Raw genomic sequence first — 14,874 nt, 5'->3', positions numbered from 1 at the left:
CGGCCGAAAACCACGGGCCGATCCGTCATGCGAACGGCTGAAGCCGGCCCTACGGTGACGACGGCGGCCGCGATGGCCGCGAACGGAAGGTGACGGGCTGATGGCGAAGTTGGCGGCCGCGGCGGTGCCGGACGCGTTCGACGAGGCGGCGGCGGGCTACGACCTGCTGGTCGGCGCGAACCCCGACTACCACCGGGAGCTGCGCCGCTCGGCGACCGCGCTGCGCGTCCCCGGTGACGGCGAGGGCCTGCGGCTGCTGGACCTGGGCTGCGGCACGGGCGCCTCGACCGCGGCGCTGCTGGCGGTCGCGCCGCGCGCGGAGATCGTCGCGGTCGACGCCTCGCGCGGGATGCTGGAGCGGGCCCGGCGCAAGTCCTGGCCGGCCAACGTGTCGTTCGTGCACGCCCGCGCCGAGGATTTGGCCGTGCACGGCCCGTTCGACGGGGTGTTCGCCGCCTACCTGGTGCGCAACCTGCCGGACCCGGACCCGGTGCTGACCGCCGTGCGCGGGCTGCTCAAGCCGGGGGCGCGGTTCGTGGCGCACGAGTACTCGGTGCGCGACTCGTGGGCGGCCACCGCGCTGTGGACGGCGGTGTGCTGGTCGGTGATCATCCCCAGCGGCGCCGCCGTCACCCGGTCGGCGAAGCTCTACACCTACCTGTGGCGCAGCGTGCTGGACTTCGACGGCGCGGGCGCGCTGCGGGACCGGTTGCGCCGCAACGGTTTCGTGCTGGTCCGGACGCTGCCCGCGGCGGGCTGGCAGCGGGGCGTCGTGCACACGTTCGTGGGCGAGGCGTGAGCGCGCCCGCCGGACCGGCGGGCGCGCCCCGACCCGGTCAGCCCGGGAAGCGGCCCGTGGTGCGCAGCGCGTAGCGGCGCTCGGCGTAGGCCAGGTCGTCCTTCCACAACCGGGCCGCCGCCCACCTCATCAGCGGCCGGATGGCGGGTGCGACGGGCAGGGACTTCGCGAACCCCGGCCGGTCCGAGTAGGCGATGGTCGCCTCGACCACGGCGGTCCGGGCGGACCCGTCCGGCCCGGGGGCCAGCGGGGTGGCGTGGGTCTCCACCACGCTGCCCACGCCCTCGCCCTCCACGACGTGCATCACGACCGTGCGCGGCTCCGGGCAGGTGAAGGCGGCGACCACCGGCACGCCGACCCGCCCGACCAGCTTGAACGTCACCTCGACCAGGAACCGGTCCCGCTCCTCGGTCGGGGTCTCCAGCACCTTCAGGTTGGCGAACGAGTAGGGGTGGAACCAGGCCCCGTGCCACGGGTCGAGGCGGTTGGCCACCACGTCCTCCGGCTCGCACCGCCCGATCACGGTGGCCACCGCGTCCAGCGACGCCACCGGCGGGCGCTCCGGCAGCACGGGCGCGTCCAGCGGCTCCTCGCCGCCCACCTCGTCCAGCCGCACCCACACCAGCACGCCGTCGTCGTGCGAGGGGTAGGGGCTCCACGCGCCGGGGCGCCGCGGGCCCAGCGCCAGGCCGTGCCACCGGCAGACCAGCTCGCCCCGGTGCACCGCCCCGTCGCACAGCGGCGCGCCCAGGTGCGGGCACGAGCCCGGACCGGCCACCACGGTGGACCCCGAGCGCCACGCCACCACCTCGACCCCGGCGATCGTGCGGCCGAACGGCGCGGCGCCGGTGATCTCCCGGCTGGCGGCCAGCACGAACCAGTTGCCCGACGGCCGGGCCGAGGCGCGCTTCAGCGCGGCCCCGATCAGCGCGGGCTTGGCGTCCCGCCAGGTGGGTTCCTGCTCGGGCCACGGCTTGGCGGTGAACCGGCGCAACGGGGTGGGCATCTTCGCTACTCCTAGTGCAGTGCGGCGCGGGCGAGGGCGGGCAGCGCGATCACCAGCCGCCGCCCGTTGGACACGGTGACCCGCCGGGACAGCACGTCGTAGTCGGCGCGCTCGACGAGGTCGAGGATCCGCCCGTACAGGCGATAGGCGGTGGCCACGCACGGGCGCGACTCGGGCGCGAGCATCGGGATGCCCGGCGCGGCCTCGCGGTAGACCGACCGGACCCGCTCGACCTGGAACGCCAGGGCGCGCTTGACGCGGTCGTCGGCGCGCCCGGTGCGGCGGGCCCACAGCAGCCGCTCCCGGTCGACGTCGAACGCGGCCAGCTCCTCGGTCGGCAGGTACACCCGGCCCCGGTCCAGGTCCTCGCCGACGTCGCGCAGGAAGTTGGTCAGCTGGAACGCCACGCCCAGGGCCGCCGCGGCGGGCTCGGCCTCCTCGCGGGGCACGGCCGTGCCCAGCACCGGCAGCACCTGGAGCCCGATCACCGCCGCCGACCCGTGCACGTAGCGGGCGAGGTCGGCGTAGGTCGGGTACGAGGTGACCGTCAGGTCCATCCGCATCGACGCCATGAAGTCCGCGAACAGCGACCGGTCGATCCCGTAGCGGTGCGCGGTGTCCACCACGGCGGCGATCACCGGGTGGTCGCTGCGGCCCGCGGCCAGCCCCTCGGCCAACCTGTCGTCCACAGTAGACAACTGGGCGGCGCGCTCGGCGGGCGTCCGGCCGTCGTGCACCTCGTCCACCACGTCGTCGGCCCACCGGGCGAACCCGTAGAGGGCGTGGATCGCGGGGCGCCGGGCGCGCGGCAGGAGGCGCGTGGCCAGGTAGTAGGTGCGGCCGTGCTCGGCGTTCAGCTCACGGCAGCGCTGGTAGGCCGACCGCAGCACCGGGTCGGTGATGGCGGCGGCGTCGAGTTCGCGGTCGACCGACATGGGGGCAGGGAGTCCTTCCGCAGGTTTCGCTGCACCACGCTAGAACCCGGCGTGTCGCTCCGCACGACGGGTTGATCTGTCGTGCGGACCCAGGCCGGCGCTGTTTAGCTCGTGCCACCACGAGCAGCGGGAGGCACGATGACGCTGATTTCCAGAGCGCCCCGAGTCGAGGCGTCGGTGCTCGACGACGGGCTCGTGCCCCGGCTGCACCAGGAGCTGGAGGAGTTCCTCGCGCACGCGCCCGACACCGCGCCCGAGGTGGGCGGCGCGCTGGCCGACCTGGTGCTGGCCGGCGGCAAGCGGGTGCGGCCGACGTTCGCCTGGTGGGGCTGGCGCGCGGCGGGCGGCCCGGTGGAGGGCCCGGCGGCCGACGCCACCGTGCGGGCGCTGGTCGCCCTGGAGCTGCTCCAGGGTTGCGCGCTGGTGCACGACGACGTGATGGACCGCTCGGCCACCCGGCGGGGCAGGCCGACCGTGCACACCGCGTTCGCCGCCCGCCACCACCGGGGCCGCTGGGCGGGCGACTCCCGCCACTACGGCGACAGCGTGGCCGTCCTGGTCGGCGACCTGGCCCTGGCCTGGGCCGACGACGCGCTGGCCGGCGCCGGCCTCGACCCCGCCGCGCTGGCCCGCGCCCGGGAGCCGTGGCGGGCCATGCGCACCGAGATGATCGCCGGGCAGCACCTGGACCTGCTGGCGGGCGCCCGCCGCGAGGAGTCGCTGGAGAAGGCGCTGCGGGTGGCCCGGCTCAAGACCGCCGCCTACACCGTGGAGCGGCCGCTGCACCTCGGCGCGGCGCTGGCGGACGCGCGGCCGGAGCTCGTGGACGCCCTGCGGTCCTACGGCCGCGACGTCGGGGTGGCGTTCCAGCTGCGCGACGACCTGCTGGGCGTGTTCGGCGACACCGAGGTCACCGGCAAACCCGTCGGGGACGACCTGCGCGAGGGCAAGCGCACGGCGCTGATGGCGCTCGCGCTCGGCCTGGCCCGCACCGCCCACCGCCCGCACGCGGCGCGGCTGCTGCGGGACTGCCTGGAGGGCCACGGCGTCAGCGACCGGACCGTGACCGAGGTGGGTGAACTGCTGCGCGACCTGGGCGCCGTCGACGCGGTGGAGGAGCGGATCGGCTCGCTGGTCGAGCAGGCGCTGCGGACCGTCGACCTGGTGGAGCCGGCCGAGCCGGTGCGCCTGGCGCTGGGCGCGCTGGCCGCCAAGGCGACCGAGCGGCGGTGGTGACGGTGCGCGTCGTGCGGGGCAGGACGGACTCCGTCGTGGTGGTCGGCGCGGGGCTGGCGGGGCTGTCCGCCGCGCTGCACCTGCGGGGCGCGGGGCACGAGGTGACCGTGCTGGAGCGGCTGCCGCACCCCGGTGGGCTGGCGGGGCGGCTGGACGTGGGCGGGCACCTCGTCGACACCGGGCCGACCGTGCTGACCATGCCCGAGCTGGTGGACGAGGCGCTGGGCGCGGTGGGGGAGCGGCTGGCCGACCGGGTCGAGCTGCTCCCGCTGCACCCGGCCTACCGGGCGTGCTTCGCCGACGGCAGCGCGCTGGACGTGCACACCTCGGCCGAGGAGATGGAGCAGGCGGTCCGGGAGTTCGCGGGCGGGCGGGAGGCCGCCGGGTACCGGGAGCTGCGGGCGTGGCTGACCCGGCTGTACGAGGTGGAGCGGGACCGGTTCGTCGGCGCGAACTTCGACAGCCCGCTGGACCTGGTGGGGCGCGACCTGGTGGCGCTGGCGCGCCTGGGCGGGTTCGGGTCGCTGGACCGGGCGGTGGGCCGGTTCCTGCGCGACCCGCGCCTGCGGCGGGTGTTCACCTTCCAGGCCCTCTACGCGGGCGTCGCGCCGAAGCACGCCCTGGCGGCGTACGCGGTGATCGCCTACATGGACACGGTGGCCGGCGTGTGGTTCCCGCGCGGCGGGATGCGGGCGGTGCCGCAGGCGATGGCCGACGCCGCCGCCGACGCCGGGGTCCGGTTCGCCTACGGGTGCGAGGTGGAGTCGCTGGAGCTGCGCGGCGACCGGGCGCGGGCGGTGATCGCCTCCGGCGAGCGGTTCCCCTGCGACGCGGTCGTGCTGGCCGCCGGCCCCGCGCAGACGAACCGGCTGCTGCGCCGGGTACCGCGCCGCCCGGTGCCGGTGCGCTGGTCGCCGTCGGCCGTGGTGGTGCACCTGAGCGGGCCGCGCGTCGAGGGGCACGCGCACCACACGATCTCCTTCGGCGACGCCTGGGACCGCACGTTCGACGAGATCGTGGACCGGGGCGAGCTGATGACCGACCCGTCCCTGCTGCTCACCACGCCCACGGTGACCGACCCGGGACTGGCCCCGGCGGACCGGCACCTGCACTACCTGCTGGCGCCGTGCCCGAACCTGGACGCGGGGCCGCTGGACTGGGCGGACCTGGGCGGGGACTACGCCGACCGGCTCGTGGACGAGCTGGCGCACCGCAAGCTGATCTCCTCGCCGGACGAGGTGACGCGGCTGTCGCTGAGCACGCCGGACGACTGGGCCCGCGCGGGGCAGGCGGCGGGGACCCCGTTCTCGGCCGCGCACATCTTCGCCCAGACCGGCCCGTTCCGGCCCCGGAACCTGCCCTCCCGCGACGGCAACGTGGTGCTGGCCGGCAGCGGCACCACGCCGGGTGTCGGGATCCCGCCGGTGCTGATCTCGGGCCGGCTGGCGGCCGAACGCCTCCGGTGACGGCCGGCCTGTCGGGGTTCGCCCCGCTCAGGGCCCGTCCACGGCCAGCTTGCGCGCCAGGAACCCGGTCCACGCCAGGGCCGCCGCGGTCATCCCCAGCACGCCCGCCGCGCCGAGCCCGGCCGCGACCGCGCCGACCGCCGCCGGGATGACGACCTGGCCCGCGCGGTTCCCGGTGAGCCGCAGCGACATCGCGCGGCCCCGCGCGCCGGGCGGGGCGGACCCGGCCAGCCACGACATGGTCAGCGGCTGGCCCACCCCCAGCCCGAGCCCGGCGACCACGACCGCGACCACCAGCGCCCACGGCGGCACGGGCGCGGCGCACGCGGCCAGCCCCAGGGCCGCGAGCGCGATGCTGCCCACCAGCAGCCGCCTGCGCCCCAGGGCCGCGCTCAACCGCCCCAGCAGCAGCCGCGACACCATTGACGCCGCCGCGCGCAACGCCAGCAGCGCGCTCACCAACCCGGCGGACAGGTCCCGGTCCGCGCCCAGCGCCGGCAGGTAGACCAGGGTGATGTCCACCCCGGCGATCACCACGCAGCTCGTCGTCAGCGCCCGCACCAGGCCGGGCAGGCGCAGCAGCGCCCCCAGCCCGCCCGCCTCCGCGGCGGCCCGCTCGCGCCCCGCGCCCCGGCCGGGCAGCGGCAGCACGCAGCCGACCAGCAGCACGCTCACCGCGCACGCGCCGAGGAAGACCGGCCCGGTGTCGGGGATCGACCCGCCGCCGCCCAGCAGCGGGATCAGCAGCGGCCCCAGCAGCTGCCCGAGCGAGGCCGCGAACGTGTAGTAGCCGAACGCGGAGTCCAGCCGCCCGCCGGGCGCGGCCGCGTTCGCCACCAGCGCCTGCTGGCCGACCACGGCGCACAGGTGGGCGGTGCCCAGCAGCACGCTGCCCGCCAGCAGCCCGGCCAGGGAGTCGCCGAGCAGCACGAACACCGCGCCCGCGCCGGTCATCAGCACGCTGCCGACCAGCAGCACCCGGCGTTCCCCGACCCGGTCGACCACGTGCCCGGCGGGCAGCGCCAGCACCAGCGGCACCAGCGCGAAGGACGCCGACAGCGCGCCCAGCCACGAGGCGGGCACCTCCAGCTCCAGCGCCCGGTAGGACGCCGCGGGCCGCAGCACGAACGTCACCACCTGGGTGAGCACCGAGTGCACGAACAGCGCGACCAGCGCCGGGCGCCTCACCGCGACAGCCGCCGCGCGGCCAGCGCGCCGAGGCTCGTCTCCACGTGCGCGAGCATCAGCGCCGCCGCCGCGTTCCCGTCGCCGGTGACGACGAGGTCGAGCAGCGTCGCGTGCTCGTGGTCCTTCCGCGCGCGCTCGGCGTCGTCCCGACCGGTCTCCAGCGCCAGGCGGCGGTAGCGGTCGGTCTTGTCCCACAGCCCGTCCAGCGCCTCGACCAGCGGGGTGTTGTGCGAGGCCCGGTACAGCGCGGCGTGGAACCGCCGGTGCGCCAGCAGCTCGTCGTACGCGGGGTTCGACGGCAGCGCGTGCAGGTCGACGGCCGCCTCCCGCATCGCCCGCACGTCCTCGTCGGTGCGTCGCCGCGCCGCCAGCCGCACCGCCAGCGGGTCGAGCGCGCGCCGCACCTCCAGCAGGTCCCGCGCCTCCTCGGCGCGCAGCTCGGTGACCCGGGCGTCCCGGTGCGCCCCCAGCTCGACCAGCCCTTCCGCCCCGAGCCGCTTGAGCGCCTCGCGCAGCGGGGTGGTGCTCAGGCCCAGCTCCTCGGCCAGCGCCCCCTGGTTGATCACCGCCCCCGGCGCCAGCACGCCGGTCAGCACCCGGCGCCGCACCTCGTGGTAGGCGAACTCGGCCTTGGTCTGGAACACGCCGACCCCCTTCAGGCTACAGCCTATAACCTACTGGCTATAACCTACTGGGCCGTAGCCAACGGGAGGAGTGACCTGCGGTCGCGCTCACAGGCCGTCGAGGAACTCCAGCAGCGCCCGGTTCACGTCGTCGGCGCGCTCCTGCTGCGTCCAGTGCCCGCACCCGGCCAGGTCGTGGACGCCGCGCAGGTTCGGCAGCGCCCCGGGCAGCAGCTCGAAGAGGTTCGGCGGGGAGAAGCCGCGCACCAGGTCCCGGTCACCGGTCACGAACAGCGCGGGCGGGGTGATCACGGCGTCCTGCCAGGGGGCGGTGAGCTCCCAGTTGCGGTCGATGTTGCGGTACCAGTTCAGGCCGCCGGTGAAGCCGGTGCGGTCGAACTGCTCCACGAACGCGTCGACGTCCGCCTCGGTGAGCCAGGCGGGCAGCTCCTCCGGGTCGGGGAAGGCGCCGAGGAAGCCCTCGCCGCGCGAGGACGGCGGCACGGCGTCGCCGGACAGGCCGACCAGCGTCCGGCGGAACGCCGCGCGCGGGTCGCGGCCCAGCTCGGCGTCCGCCACGCCCGGCTGCTGGAAGTACAGCTGGTAGAAGTCGTCGCCGAAGCGCCGCCGGGCCGCCACCAGCGGCGGCACGGACCCGCGCGGCATCGGCGGGACGCTCAGGCCGGCCACGCCGCGCACGAGGTCGGGCCGCATCTGCGCGGTGTGCCAGGCGACCGGCGCGCCCCAGTCGTGCCCGACGACCACGGCTTCGCGCTCGCCCAGCGCCGCGATGAGCCCCACCACGTCGCCGACGAGGTGCAGGATCGTGTAGGCGTCCACGTCGTCGGGCCGGTCGGTGCCGCCGTAGCCGCGCTGGTCCGGCGCGACCACCCGGTACCCGGCCGCGGCCAGCGGCCCGAACTGGTGGCGCCAGGAGTACCAGCTCTCCGGGAACCCGTGCAGCAGCAGGACCAGCGGTCCCTCGCCCTCCTCGGCGACGTGCATCGTGATGCCGTTGACGGGCAGTTCGCGGTGCTGCGGCACGTGGTCCCCCTTCGTCCTGGCGCGGCACCGGCAGCCTATCGCCGGGAGGGGTCTGGTGGGCCGGACCCGGGTCCGGCCCACCAGACCCCTCTCACCGGGGCGTCGGCGGTTCGGGCGTGGGCGGCAACGGCGGTTCGGTGCCCGGACCGGGCTCCGGTCGGGGGTGGTCGGGGATCGGCTCGGGCACCGGCATCGGCGGCGGCCCGGGTGGTTCCGGATGGACCATGACAACCTCCTTCGTCGCGGGACTACCCACCCGGACGACCACTCAGACGTCCACCGCGACGCGACATCGGGGTGAAGAACCCGCCACCGTCCGGGTGACCCCCGTCCCCCGGACGGGAACGGCCCACTACCGTCGTCGGGGGAGGGGACATGCGGAGCAGCGCGAAACCGGGACCGGGCACGGTCCTCGACCACCGCACCCTGCCCCGGTCCCTGTGGCCCGACTCCGCCGCCGAGGCGTTCCACCTCGTCTACCAGGGCCTGGGCTACGACGGCTCCGGGCGCGCGGTCAGCGGCTCGCTCTTCCTGCCGGACCGCCCCGCACCGCCCGGCGGCCTGCCGGTCGTCAGCTACGCCCACGGCACCACCGGGCTCGCCGACCACTGCGCGCCCTCCACCACCGGCCTGACCAGGCTCGAACGGGAGCACGTGGCCCGCTGGCTCGCCGCCGGCTACGCGGTCGCCGCCACCGACTACGAGGGCCTGGCCACCCCGGGCCCGCACCCGTACTTCAACGGCGAGGCCGTGGCCGACGACGTGGTGGACATCGTGCGCGCGGCCCGCCTGCTCCACCCCGACGTCGGCCGCACCTGGCTCGTCACCGGCTTCTCCCAGGGCGGCCACGCGGCCCTGTTCACCGGTCTGATCGCCGCGACCCACGCCCCGGAGCTCGACTTCCGCGGCACCCTCGCCCTCGCCCCGCCGGTCCACCTGCCGCTGCTGGTCGACCTGGTCACCGCCGACGGCGCGGGGCGGCTGTCCGTGCTGCTGCCCTTCCTGCTCGCGGGCCTGCGCACCTCCCACCCCGGCTTCGACGCCCGCGCCCTGCTCACCGACGCGGGCGGCAGGCTGCTCGACGTGGCCGAGACCGCGACCCTGGTCGACATGTTCCGCGCCGTCGGCCGCCTCACCAACGACGAGGCCGGCGTCACCGACCTGCCCACCCGCCCCGGCGTCGCCCCGGTCCTGCGCGCCTGCCGCGTGCCCGTCACGCGGATGGACCGCCCGGTCCTGGTGTCGGCCGGCGGCGCGGACGAGATCGTGCCCCTGGCCGTGGTGGAGCGGTTCGTGGCCGACCTGGCGGGCACCGGCACACCCGTCCGCTTCGACCGCCACGAGGGCGCCACCCACGCGGACGTCCTGGCGGCGGGCCACGACCGGCTCATCGGCTGGGCGGACGAGCTGGTGGCGGGCGAGGTCGACCCGCCGGACTTCGACCCGCTCGACGCCGACGGCGACGGCTGCCTCACCCGGGACGACTTCGACGTCTTCGCCCTGCGCCTGGCCCAGGGCGCGGGCGAACCGCCGGGCTCACCCCGGGCCAGGGCGATCCGCCACGACTACCGCGCCCTGTGGCACCGGCTCGCCGAGCGGGCCGACACCGACGTGGACGGCCGGGTCAGCCGCGAGGAGTTCCAGCGCCTGCTCGCGGACGACCCCACCGCCCTCGCGGACCTCCACGCCCTCGGCGGGGTGTCCCCGGGCGTCAGTCCCCGAGCGCGTAGAAGCGCACCGGCGAGTTCGGGGTGAAGCCGATCCGCAGGTACACGGGCGCCCCGGCGGCGGTCGCGTGCAGGGTGGCGCGGGTCAGCCCGGTGGCCCGGCCGCCCTCGTGCAGCGCCTTGCGCGTCGCCGCCTCGCCGTAGCCCTTGCGCTGGTGGTCCGGGTCGGTGGCGACGAGCGCGACGAAGAGGCGGCCCGCGACCTCGACGCTCGCCGCGCACGTCACCGGAACGCCCTCCCGCAGGCCCAGGTAGGCGTGCACCCCGGTCTTCCACAGCGCGGAGCCGGCGATCCCGTCGCGGCCGTCCTCCGGCGCGAACCCGTAGGCGCGCGAGTTGAGGTCCGCGTAGGCCAGCAGCTGCTCGTCGGTGGTCACGCGGACGAAGGTCAGGTCGGGGTGCTCCGGGTCGGGCACCGGCAGCAGGTCCCCGGCCATCCCGGCGCCGGAGAAGGCGCGCCGGAGACCCGCCCGCTCGGCCGCCTCGTCCAGCGCGGCGCGCGCCCCGTCGTCCAGCAGGTCCTCGAACAGCCACAGGAAACCGGGGTGCCGCTTGGCCCGCATGACCTCCGCCACCTGGCCCAGGCGCCGGCCGACGAGTTCCGCGCCCGCGCCGACCTCGGTCAGCGTGACGCAGTTCCAGAACGCGAACCGGCAGTCGGCCCAGCGCACGGCGATCCCCGGGAGGTCCCGCACGTCGGCGCCGGGGTCCCGGTCGAGGACCAGTCCCCGCCAGGCCGCGGTGAGCTGCTCCACCGATTCCACCGCGTCCCCGCGCTCGGGCATCAAGGCTCCTCGTCGCTCCGGTCGACCACCGAGGCGCAGAGCCTAGCGAGCGGGACCGCGCCCGGTGATCACCGGTGCCCGGCCTCGACCCGCTCCGGCGCGTGCTCCGGGCGCACCACCACCGTGCGGGTCCCCGCCACCCGTTCGTGCCAGCCCAGCTGGTCGCGCCGGAACACCGGCACCACGAAGATCCCCACCAGCACCACCGCGATCACCACGAGGTCGAGCCCGAACTCCCACCACTGGTCCGACCGCGGCGAGACCACCACCGCGTAGGCGAACAGCCCGGTCACGCCCAGCAGCTCGCGCAGCGCGATCCGCCACGCCCCGGCCCGCTCGCCGTCCGGCCGGCGCGTGCGGTAGCGCATCAGCCACCCGCCGAACGTCCAGCCGCCGCTCACCGCGGGCACCACCACCCGCAGCAGCACCAGCAGCGCCAGCGCCCACTCCAGCTCGGGCAGCAGCAGCCGGGACACCAGCACCACCACCAGCAGGTCCGCCACCAACCCGCCCAGGCGGCGCGGCACGCCCACCGTGCCCGGCGGGGCGGTGACCTCCTCCTGGGCCCGCACGGTCGGCACCACCAGCGCCGCGGGCGCGACCATCCACCCCAGCAGCGCGCCGCCGGTGTTGGAGATCAGGTCGTCCAGGTCCGCGATCCGGTACGGGCACGGGTAGAACCCGAGGTTCCCGGTGTACTGCACGACCTCCACCATCAGCGAGACGCCCAGGCCGATGCACACCACCGCGAGCGGCCCCCGCCGGTAAGCCTTGCGCAGCACCACGCCCAGCGGCACGAACAGCGCGACGTTGAACGCCTGCTGGAGGAACGCCTGCGAGGTCACCATCGCCTGGATGCCCGACCGGCCGGTGGCCGCCATGTTGTGGCGCATGTCGGTGACCCACTGGAACGGCGTCGTGGACAGCATGGTCTCGCCGCGGCACACCGAGTCCCGGTCCGGGAACGGCAGGAAGATCAGCGCCAGCGCCACGAGCCCGTAGGCCAGCAGGCCGTAGAGCACCAGCGCCCGCCGCGGCTCCACCCGCCCGAACCGCCAGTAGTGCAGCGCGATCAGGGGCAGCAGCAGCAGCGCGCCGACGCCGACGAAGGTGAGGAACCCGGTGCGCGCGGGCTCCAGGTACGAACTCAGCATGTCCACCGCTCCACCCAGGGATCCGCGACGAGATGACCCCTCCTTATCCAGCGGGCGCGGGAACCAAACCTGTCAACGCTTCAGGTTCGGCAGCACCTCCGCGCCGAACAGCCGGATCGCGTCGAGCACGGCCCCGTGGGGCAAACCGCCGATGTCGATCATCACCAGCTGGGCGTCCAGCCCGAGCAGCCCGGTCAGCGCGTTGAGCCGCTCGGTCACCTCGGCCGGGTCGCCGCACACCGCCGCGCCGTCCATCAACGCGTCCACGTCCACGCCGCCGTCGCCCCGCCACCGGTCGGCGAAGTGCGCGTAGGCGGTCAGGTGCGGCCGCCACCGCGCCCGCGCCCCGGCGGCGGTGGGCGCCACGAACACGTGGCTGGGCAGCGCCACCCGGCCGCCGCCGGACATGGCACCCCGGTAGCGCTCGACCACCGACCGGTGCGTGCTCGGGTCGCGCAGGGTGCTCGGCAGCATCAGCGGCAGGTCCAGCTCGACCGCGAGGTCCGCGGACACCGCCGAGCCGCTGCCGATCCACACCAGCGGCCGGGGCCGCTGCACCGGCCGCGGGGTCGTGGTCACGTCCACCAGCGGGCTGCGGTACCTGCCCTCCCAGGTCACGTGCGGCTCCTCCAGCAGCCGCAGCAGCAACCGCAGGTTCTCGTCGAACCGCTCCCGCAGGTCGTCCTGCACGCCGAACGCGGCGTCGGTGCGCTGCGACACGCCCCGTGCCACGATCAGCTCCGCCCGGCCCCGCGACAGCACGTCCAGCGTGGCCAGCTCCTCGGCCACCCGCACCGGGTCGTGGTGGGCCAGCAGGGTCACCCCGGTGGACAGCCGGAGCGTGGACGTGCGCGCCGCGATCGTGGCCAGCAGCAGTTCCGGCGCCGAGACGATGTAGCGGGTGAAGTGGTGCTCGCCGATCGCCACCCCGGTGAAGCCCGCCTCCTCGGCGACCACGGCCTGCTCCACGATCGCGCGCAGCCGGTCAGCCTCGGTCACCGCGTGCCCGGAGTCCGGGTTGGGCAGGTGGTCGCCGAGGATCAGCAGGTAGACGTCCATGTGGACAATCTTGCACGGCAGGCGCGGGGGTCGGCCGCACCACCTGGACGGCAGTAAGTTACCGGGAAGTAGGATCACGGGGTGGACTGGACCCAACCCGGTGCCTTCGAGGTCGCGCCCGGCGTGCACCGCATCCCGCTGCCGCTGCCCGGCGACGGCCTGCACACCGTCAACGCCTACGCGGTCCGGGACGGCGACGGGCTGGTCCTGATCGACCCCGGCTGGTCGCTCGACGCCGGCTCCGCCGCCCTGGAACGGGCGCTGGGCGCCCTCGGGCACGGCTTCGAGGACGTCCGCCGGTTCCTGGTCACCCACGCCCACCGCGACCACTACACGATGGCCGTCGCCCTGCGCCGGCGCTTCGGCACGAAGGTCGCGCTCGGCCTCGGCGAGCAGCCGTCGCTGGCCCGGATCACCGCCCGCTCGACCAGCCAGGTGCGCAGCCTGCGCGAGTGGGGCGCGCCGCACCTGGCCGAGCACTGGCGGACCGTGCTGTCCGCCCTCGGGGACGACGCGGCGCGCGACTACGAGGACCCCGACGAGTGGCTGGAGGAGGGCGACCTGGAGCTGGACGAGCGCGTGCTGCGCGTCCTGCCCACCCCCGGCCACACCCGCGGGCACGTGGTGTTCGTCGACGCCGAGGCCCAGCTGCTGTTCGCGGGCGACCACGTGCTGCCGCACATCACGCCGTCCATCGGCTTCGAAGCGGCCCGGTCCGCGCTGCCCCTCGGCGACTACCTGGACTCGCTGCGCCTGGTCCGGTCCTGCCCCGACCTGCGGCTGCTGCCCGCCCACGGCCCCGTCACCGGGTCCAGCCACGCCAGGGTCGACGAGCTGCTGGCCCACCACGAGGACCGGCTGGCGGCCACCCTGGAGGCCGCCCGCGCGGGCACCGGCACGGCCTTCGCGACCGCGGGCCGGCTCGGCTGGACCCGCCGCGGCCGGTCGTTCGCCGAGCTGGACCCGTTCAACCAGGTGCTGGCGGTCGGGGAGACCGCGGCCCACCTGGACCTGCTGGTCAGGCGCGGCCTGGTGCGCGCGACCGAGCGGGACGGCGTGGTCGGCTACGAGGCCGGCTGACGCGCGAAGTGCTCGGCGAGCACGGGGGCGAGCACCTCCGGCGCGACCCCGTGCCACTCGCCGGGCAGCGTGCGGCGCACCGCGGCCGGCAGGCGCCCGGCGACCCCGTCGGCCCACGAGCGCATCCGGTCGTCGCTGCTCGCGCTGTCCAGCACCAGCACCGGCGCGGTGACCGCGGCCAGGTCCGGGGGAGTGGCGGTGATCGTCAGGTCGTAGGCGGTGGTGTGGGCCAGGGCCTCCAGCGCGGGCCACCCCGGCGACCGCCGCGCGGACGCCACGAACTCCTCCGGCACGCCGCACGCCACCTGGAACCGGGTCACCGCGTCCCCGCGCCGACCGGCCGCCACCAGGGCCTCGATCTCCGGCCGCACGTCCGGCCCCGGGGTGGGCTCGAACGACAGCGGCGGCTCCAGCAGCGACAGCGCCCGCAGCGGCACCCCGGCCGCTGCGGCGTGCAGCGCCAGCACCGCGCCCGAGGAGAAGCCGTGGGCGAAGGCCCACCCGCCGGCCGCGCCCACCACCGCCGCCAGGTCCTCCACCTCGCGCCCGATCGCGTGGGGCATGGTGTCGCCGCTCTCGCCGCGCCCGCGCCGGTCGTAGGTGAACACGGTGAACGACCCGCTCAGCGCTCCCGCCACCCCGGCCATCGGCCCGGACCCCCGGAACCCGCACGCCCCGTCCACCAGCACCACCGCCGGACCCGAGCCCACCCGGGTGAACCCGATCCGCGTGCCGTCCGCCGAGACCGCCGAACCCATGACCATCCCCCGTC

At 76.0% G+C, this 14,874-nt stretch carries 14 protein-coding genes; 5 read left to right on the top strand and 9 right to left on the bottom strand.

The features are described from left to right. Positions 1–100: 100 nt before the first annotated feature. On the top strand, positions 101–799 hold the full coding sequence (locus tag ACFP3R_RS28280; protein WP_380640122.1) for a class I SAM-dependent methyltransferase: 699 nt from the start codon (positions 101–103) through the stop codon (positions 797–799). Positions 800–836: 37 nt separating this feature from the next. Here the strand turns inward: ACFP3R_RS28280 and ACFP3R_RS28275 are convergent, their stop codons facing one another. Then, the gene (locus tag ACFP3R_RS28275; protein WP_380640120.1) at positions 837–1,805 is read right to left on the bottom strand and encodes a DUF5914 domain-containing protein; all 969 of its coding nucleotides are present in this window, start codon (positions 1,803–1,805) and stop codon (positions 837–839) included. Between the two features lie 11 nt (positions 1,806–1,816). Further along, a complete protein-coding gene (locus ACFP3R_RS28270; RefSeq protein ID WP_380640118.1) occupies positions 1,817–2,740 on the bottom strand; it encodes a phytoene/squalene synthase family protein in 924 nt (307 codons plus the stop codon). A 138-nt stretch (positions 2,741–2,878) separates the two neighbouring features. On the opposite strand from ACFP3R_RS28270, the gene ACFP3R_RS28265 reads away from it, so the two are divergent. Further along, positions 2,879–3,976, top strand: coding sequence for a polyprenyl synthetase family protein (locus ACFP3R_RS28265; protein ID WP_380640116.1), 1,098 nt, complete (start codon positions 2,879–2,881; stop codon positions 3,974–3,976). A gap of 2 nt (positions 3,977–3,978) precedes the next feature. Then, positions 3,979–5,442 (top strand): phytoene desaturase family protein, encoded by a 1,464-nt coding sequence (gene crtI, locus ACFP3R_RS28260; RefSeq protein WP_380640114.1) that lies wholly within the window; start codon positions 3,979–3,981, stop codon positions 5,440–5,442. Between the two features lie 27 nt (positions 5,443–5,469). Here the strand turns inward: crtI and ACFP3R_RS28255 are convergent, their stop codons facing one another. From ACFP3R_RS28255 to ACFP3R_RS28245, 3 genes are all read right to left on the bottom strand, one after another. After that, complete coding sequence (locus ACFP3R_RS28255; protein ID WP_380640112.1) at positions 5,470–6,630, bottom strand: MFS transporter; 1,161 nt, start codon at positions 6,628–6,630, stop codon at positions 5,470–5,472. After that, positions 6,627–7,274: a GntR family transcriptional regulator gene (locus tag ACFP3R_RS28250; protein WP_380640110.1), complete on the bottom strand. Its 648-nt coding sequence runs from the start codon at positions 7,272–7,274 to the stop codon at positions 6,627–6,629. Before ACFP3R_RS28250 ends, ACFP3R_RS28255 begins: the two co-directional genes overlap by 4 nt. Positions 7,275–7,361: 87 nt before the next feature. Beyond that, positions 7,362–8,297, bottom strand: a complete 936-nt coding sequence (locus ACFP3R_RS28245) for an alpha/beta fold hydrolase (protein ID WP_380640108.1) — start codon at positions 8,295–8,297, stop codon at positions 7,362–7,364. Positions 8,298–8,672: 375 nt separating this feature from the next. On the opposite strand from ACFP3R_RS28245, the gene ACFP3R_RS28240 reads away from it, so the two are divergent. Further along, positions 8,673–10,052: a lipase family protein gene (locus ACFP3R_RS28240; RefSeq protein ID WP_380640106.1), complete on the top strand. Its 1,380-nt coding sequence runs from the start codon at positions 8,673–8,675 to the stop codon at positions 10,050–10,052. Here ACFP3R_RS28240 and ACFP3R_RS28235 read toward each other — a convergent pair. From ACFP3R_RS28235 to ACFP3R_RS28225, 3 genes are all read right to left on the bottom strand, one after another. Beyond that, a complete protein-coding gene (locus ACFP3R_RS28235; RefSeq protein WP_380640104.1) occupies positions 10,009–10,809 on the bottom strand; it encodes a GNAT family N-acetyltransferase in 801 nt (266 codons plus the stop codon). The genes ACFP3R_RS28240 and ACFP3R_RS28235 overlap by 44 nt on opposite strands. A gap of 68 nt (positions 10,810–10,877) precedes the next feature. After that, positions 10,878–11,963: a VanZ family protein gene (locus ACFP3R_RS28230; protein WP_380640102.1), complete on the bottom strand. Its 1,086-nt coding sequence runs from the start codon at positions 11,961–11,963 to the stop codon at positions 10,878–10,880. Positions 11,964–12,035: 72 nt separating this feature from the next. Further along, complete coding sequence (locus ACFP3R_RS28225) at positions 12,036–13,022, bottom strand: LLM class flavin-dependent oxidoreductase (protein WP_380640100.1); 987 nt, start codon at positions 13,020–13,022, stop codon at positions 12,036–12,038. Between the two features lie 81 nt (positions 13,023–13,103). Here ACFP3R_RS28225 and ACFP3R_RS28220 point away from each other — a divergent pair, with 81 nt between their 5' ends. Next, positions 13,104–14,102, top strand: a complete 999-nt coding sequence (locus tag ACFP3R_RS28220; protein WP_380640098.1) for an MBL fold metallo-hydrolase — start codon at positions 13,104–13,106, stop codon at positions 14,100–14,102. Here the strand turns inward: ACFP3R_RS28220 and ACFP3R_RS28215 are convergent. Then, positions 14,087–14,860, bottom strand: a complete 774-nt coding sequence (locus tag ACFP3R_RS28215) for an alpha/beta fold hydrolase (RefSeq protein WP_380640096.1) — start codon at positions 14,858–14,860, stop codon at positions 14,087–14,089. The genes ACFP3R_RS28220 and ACFP3R_RS28215 overlap by 16 nt on opposite strands. Positions 14,861–14,874 lie beyond the last annotated feature (14 nt).

The organism is Saccharothrix lopnurensis (assembly GCF_042658445.1).
GTDB lineage: Bacteria > Actinomycetota > Actinomycetes > Mycobacteriales > Pseudonocardiaceae > Actinosynnema > Actinosynnema lopnurensis.
This window is presented reverse-complemented; position numbering and strand designations above follow the sequence as displayed.

Bases quoted from the DNA above. Each gene is read 5' to 3' on its own strand.
- ACFP3R_RS28280 (WP_380640122.1), top strand. From the start codon at position 101: ATGGCGAAGTTGGCGGCCGCGGCGGTGCCGGACGCGTTCGACGAGGCG.
- ACFP3R_RS28275 (WP_380640120.1), bottom strand. From the start codon at position 1,805: ATGCCCACCCCGTTGCGCCGGTTCACCGCCAAGCCGTGGCCCGAGCAG.
- ACFP3R_RS28270 (WP_380640118.1), bottom strand. From the start codon at position 2,740: ATGTCGGTCGACCGCGAACTCGACGCCGCCGCCATCACCGACCCGGTG.
- ACFP3R_RS28265 (WP_380640116.1), top strand. From the start codon at position 2,879: ATGACGCTGATTTCCAGAGCGCCCCGAGTCGAGGCGTCGGTGCTCGAC.
- ACFP3R_RS28240 (WP_380640106.1), top strand. From the start codon at position 8,673: ATGCGGAGCAGCGCGAAACCGGGACCGGGCACGGTCCTCGACCACCGC.
- ACFP3R_RS28235 (WP_380640104.1), bottom strand. From the start codon at position 10,809: ATGCCCGAGCGCGGGGACGCGGTGGAATCGGTGGAGCAGCTCACCGCG.
- ACFP3R_RS28230 (WP_380640102.1), bottom strand. From the start codon at position 11,963: ATGCTGAGTTCGTACCTGGAGCCCGCGCGCACCGGGTTCCTCACCTTC.
- ACFP3R_RS28225 (WP_380640100.1), bottom strand. From the start codon at position 13,022: ATGGACGTCTACCTGCTGATCCTCGGCGACCACCTGCCCAACCCGGAC.
- ACFP3R_RS28215 (WP_380640096.1), bottom strand. From the start codon at position 14,860: ATGGGTTCGGCGGTCTCGGCGGACGGCACGCGGATCGGGTTCACCCGG.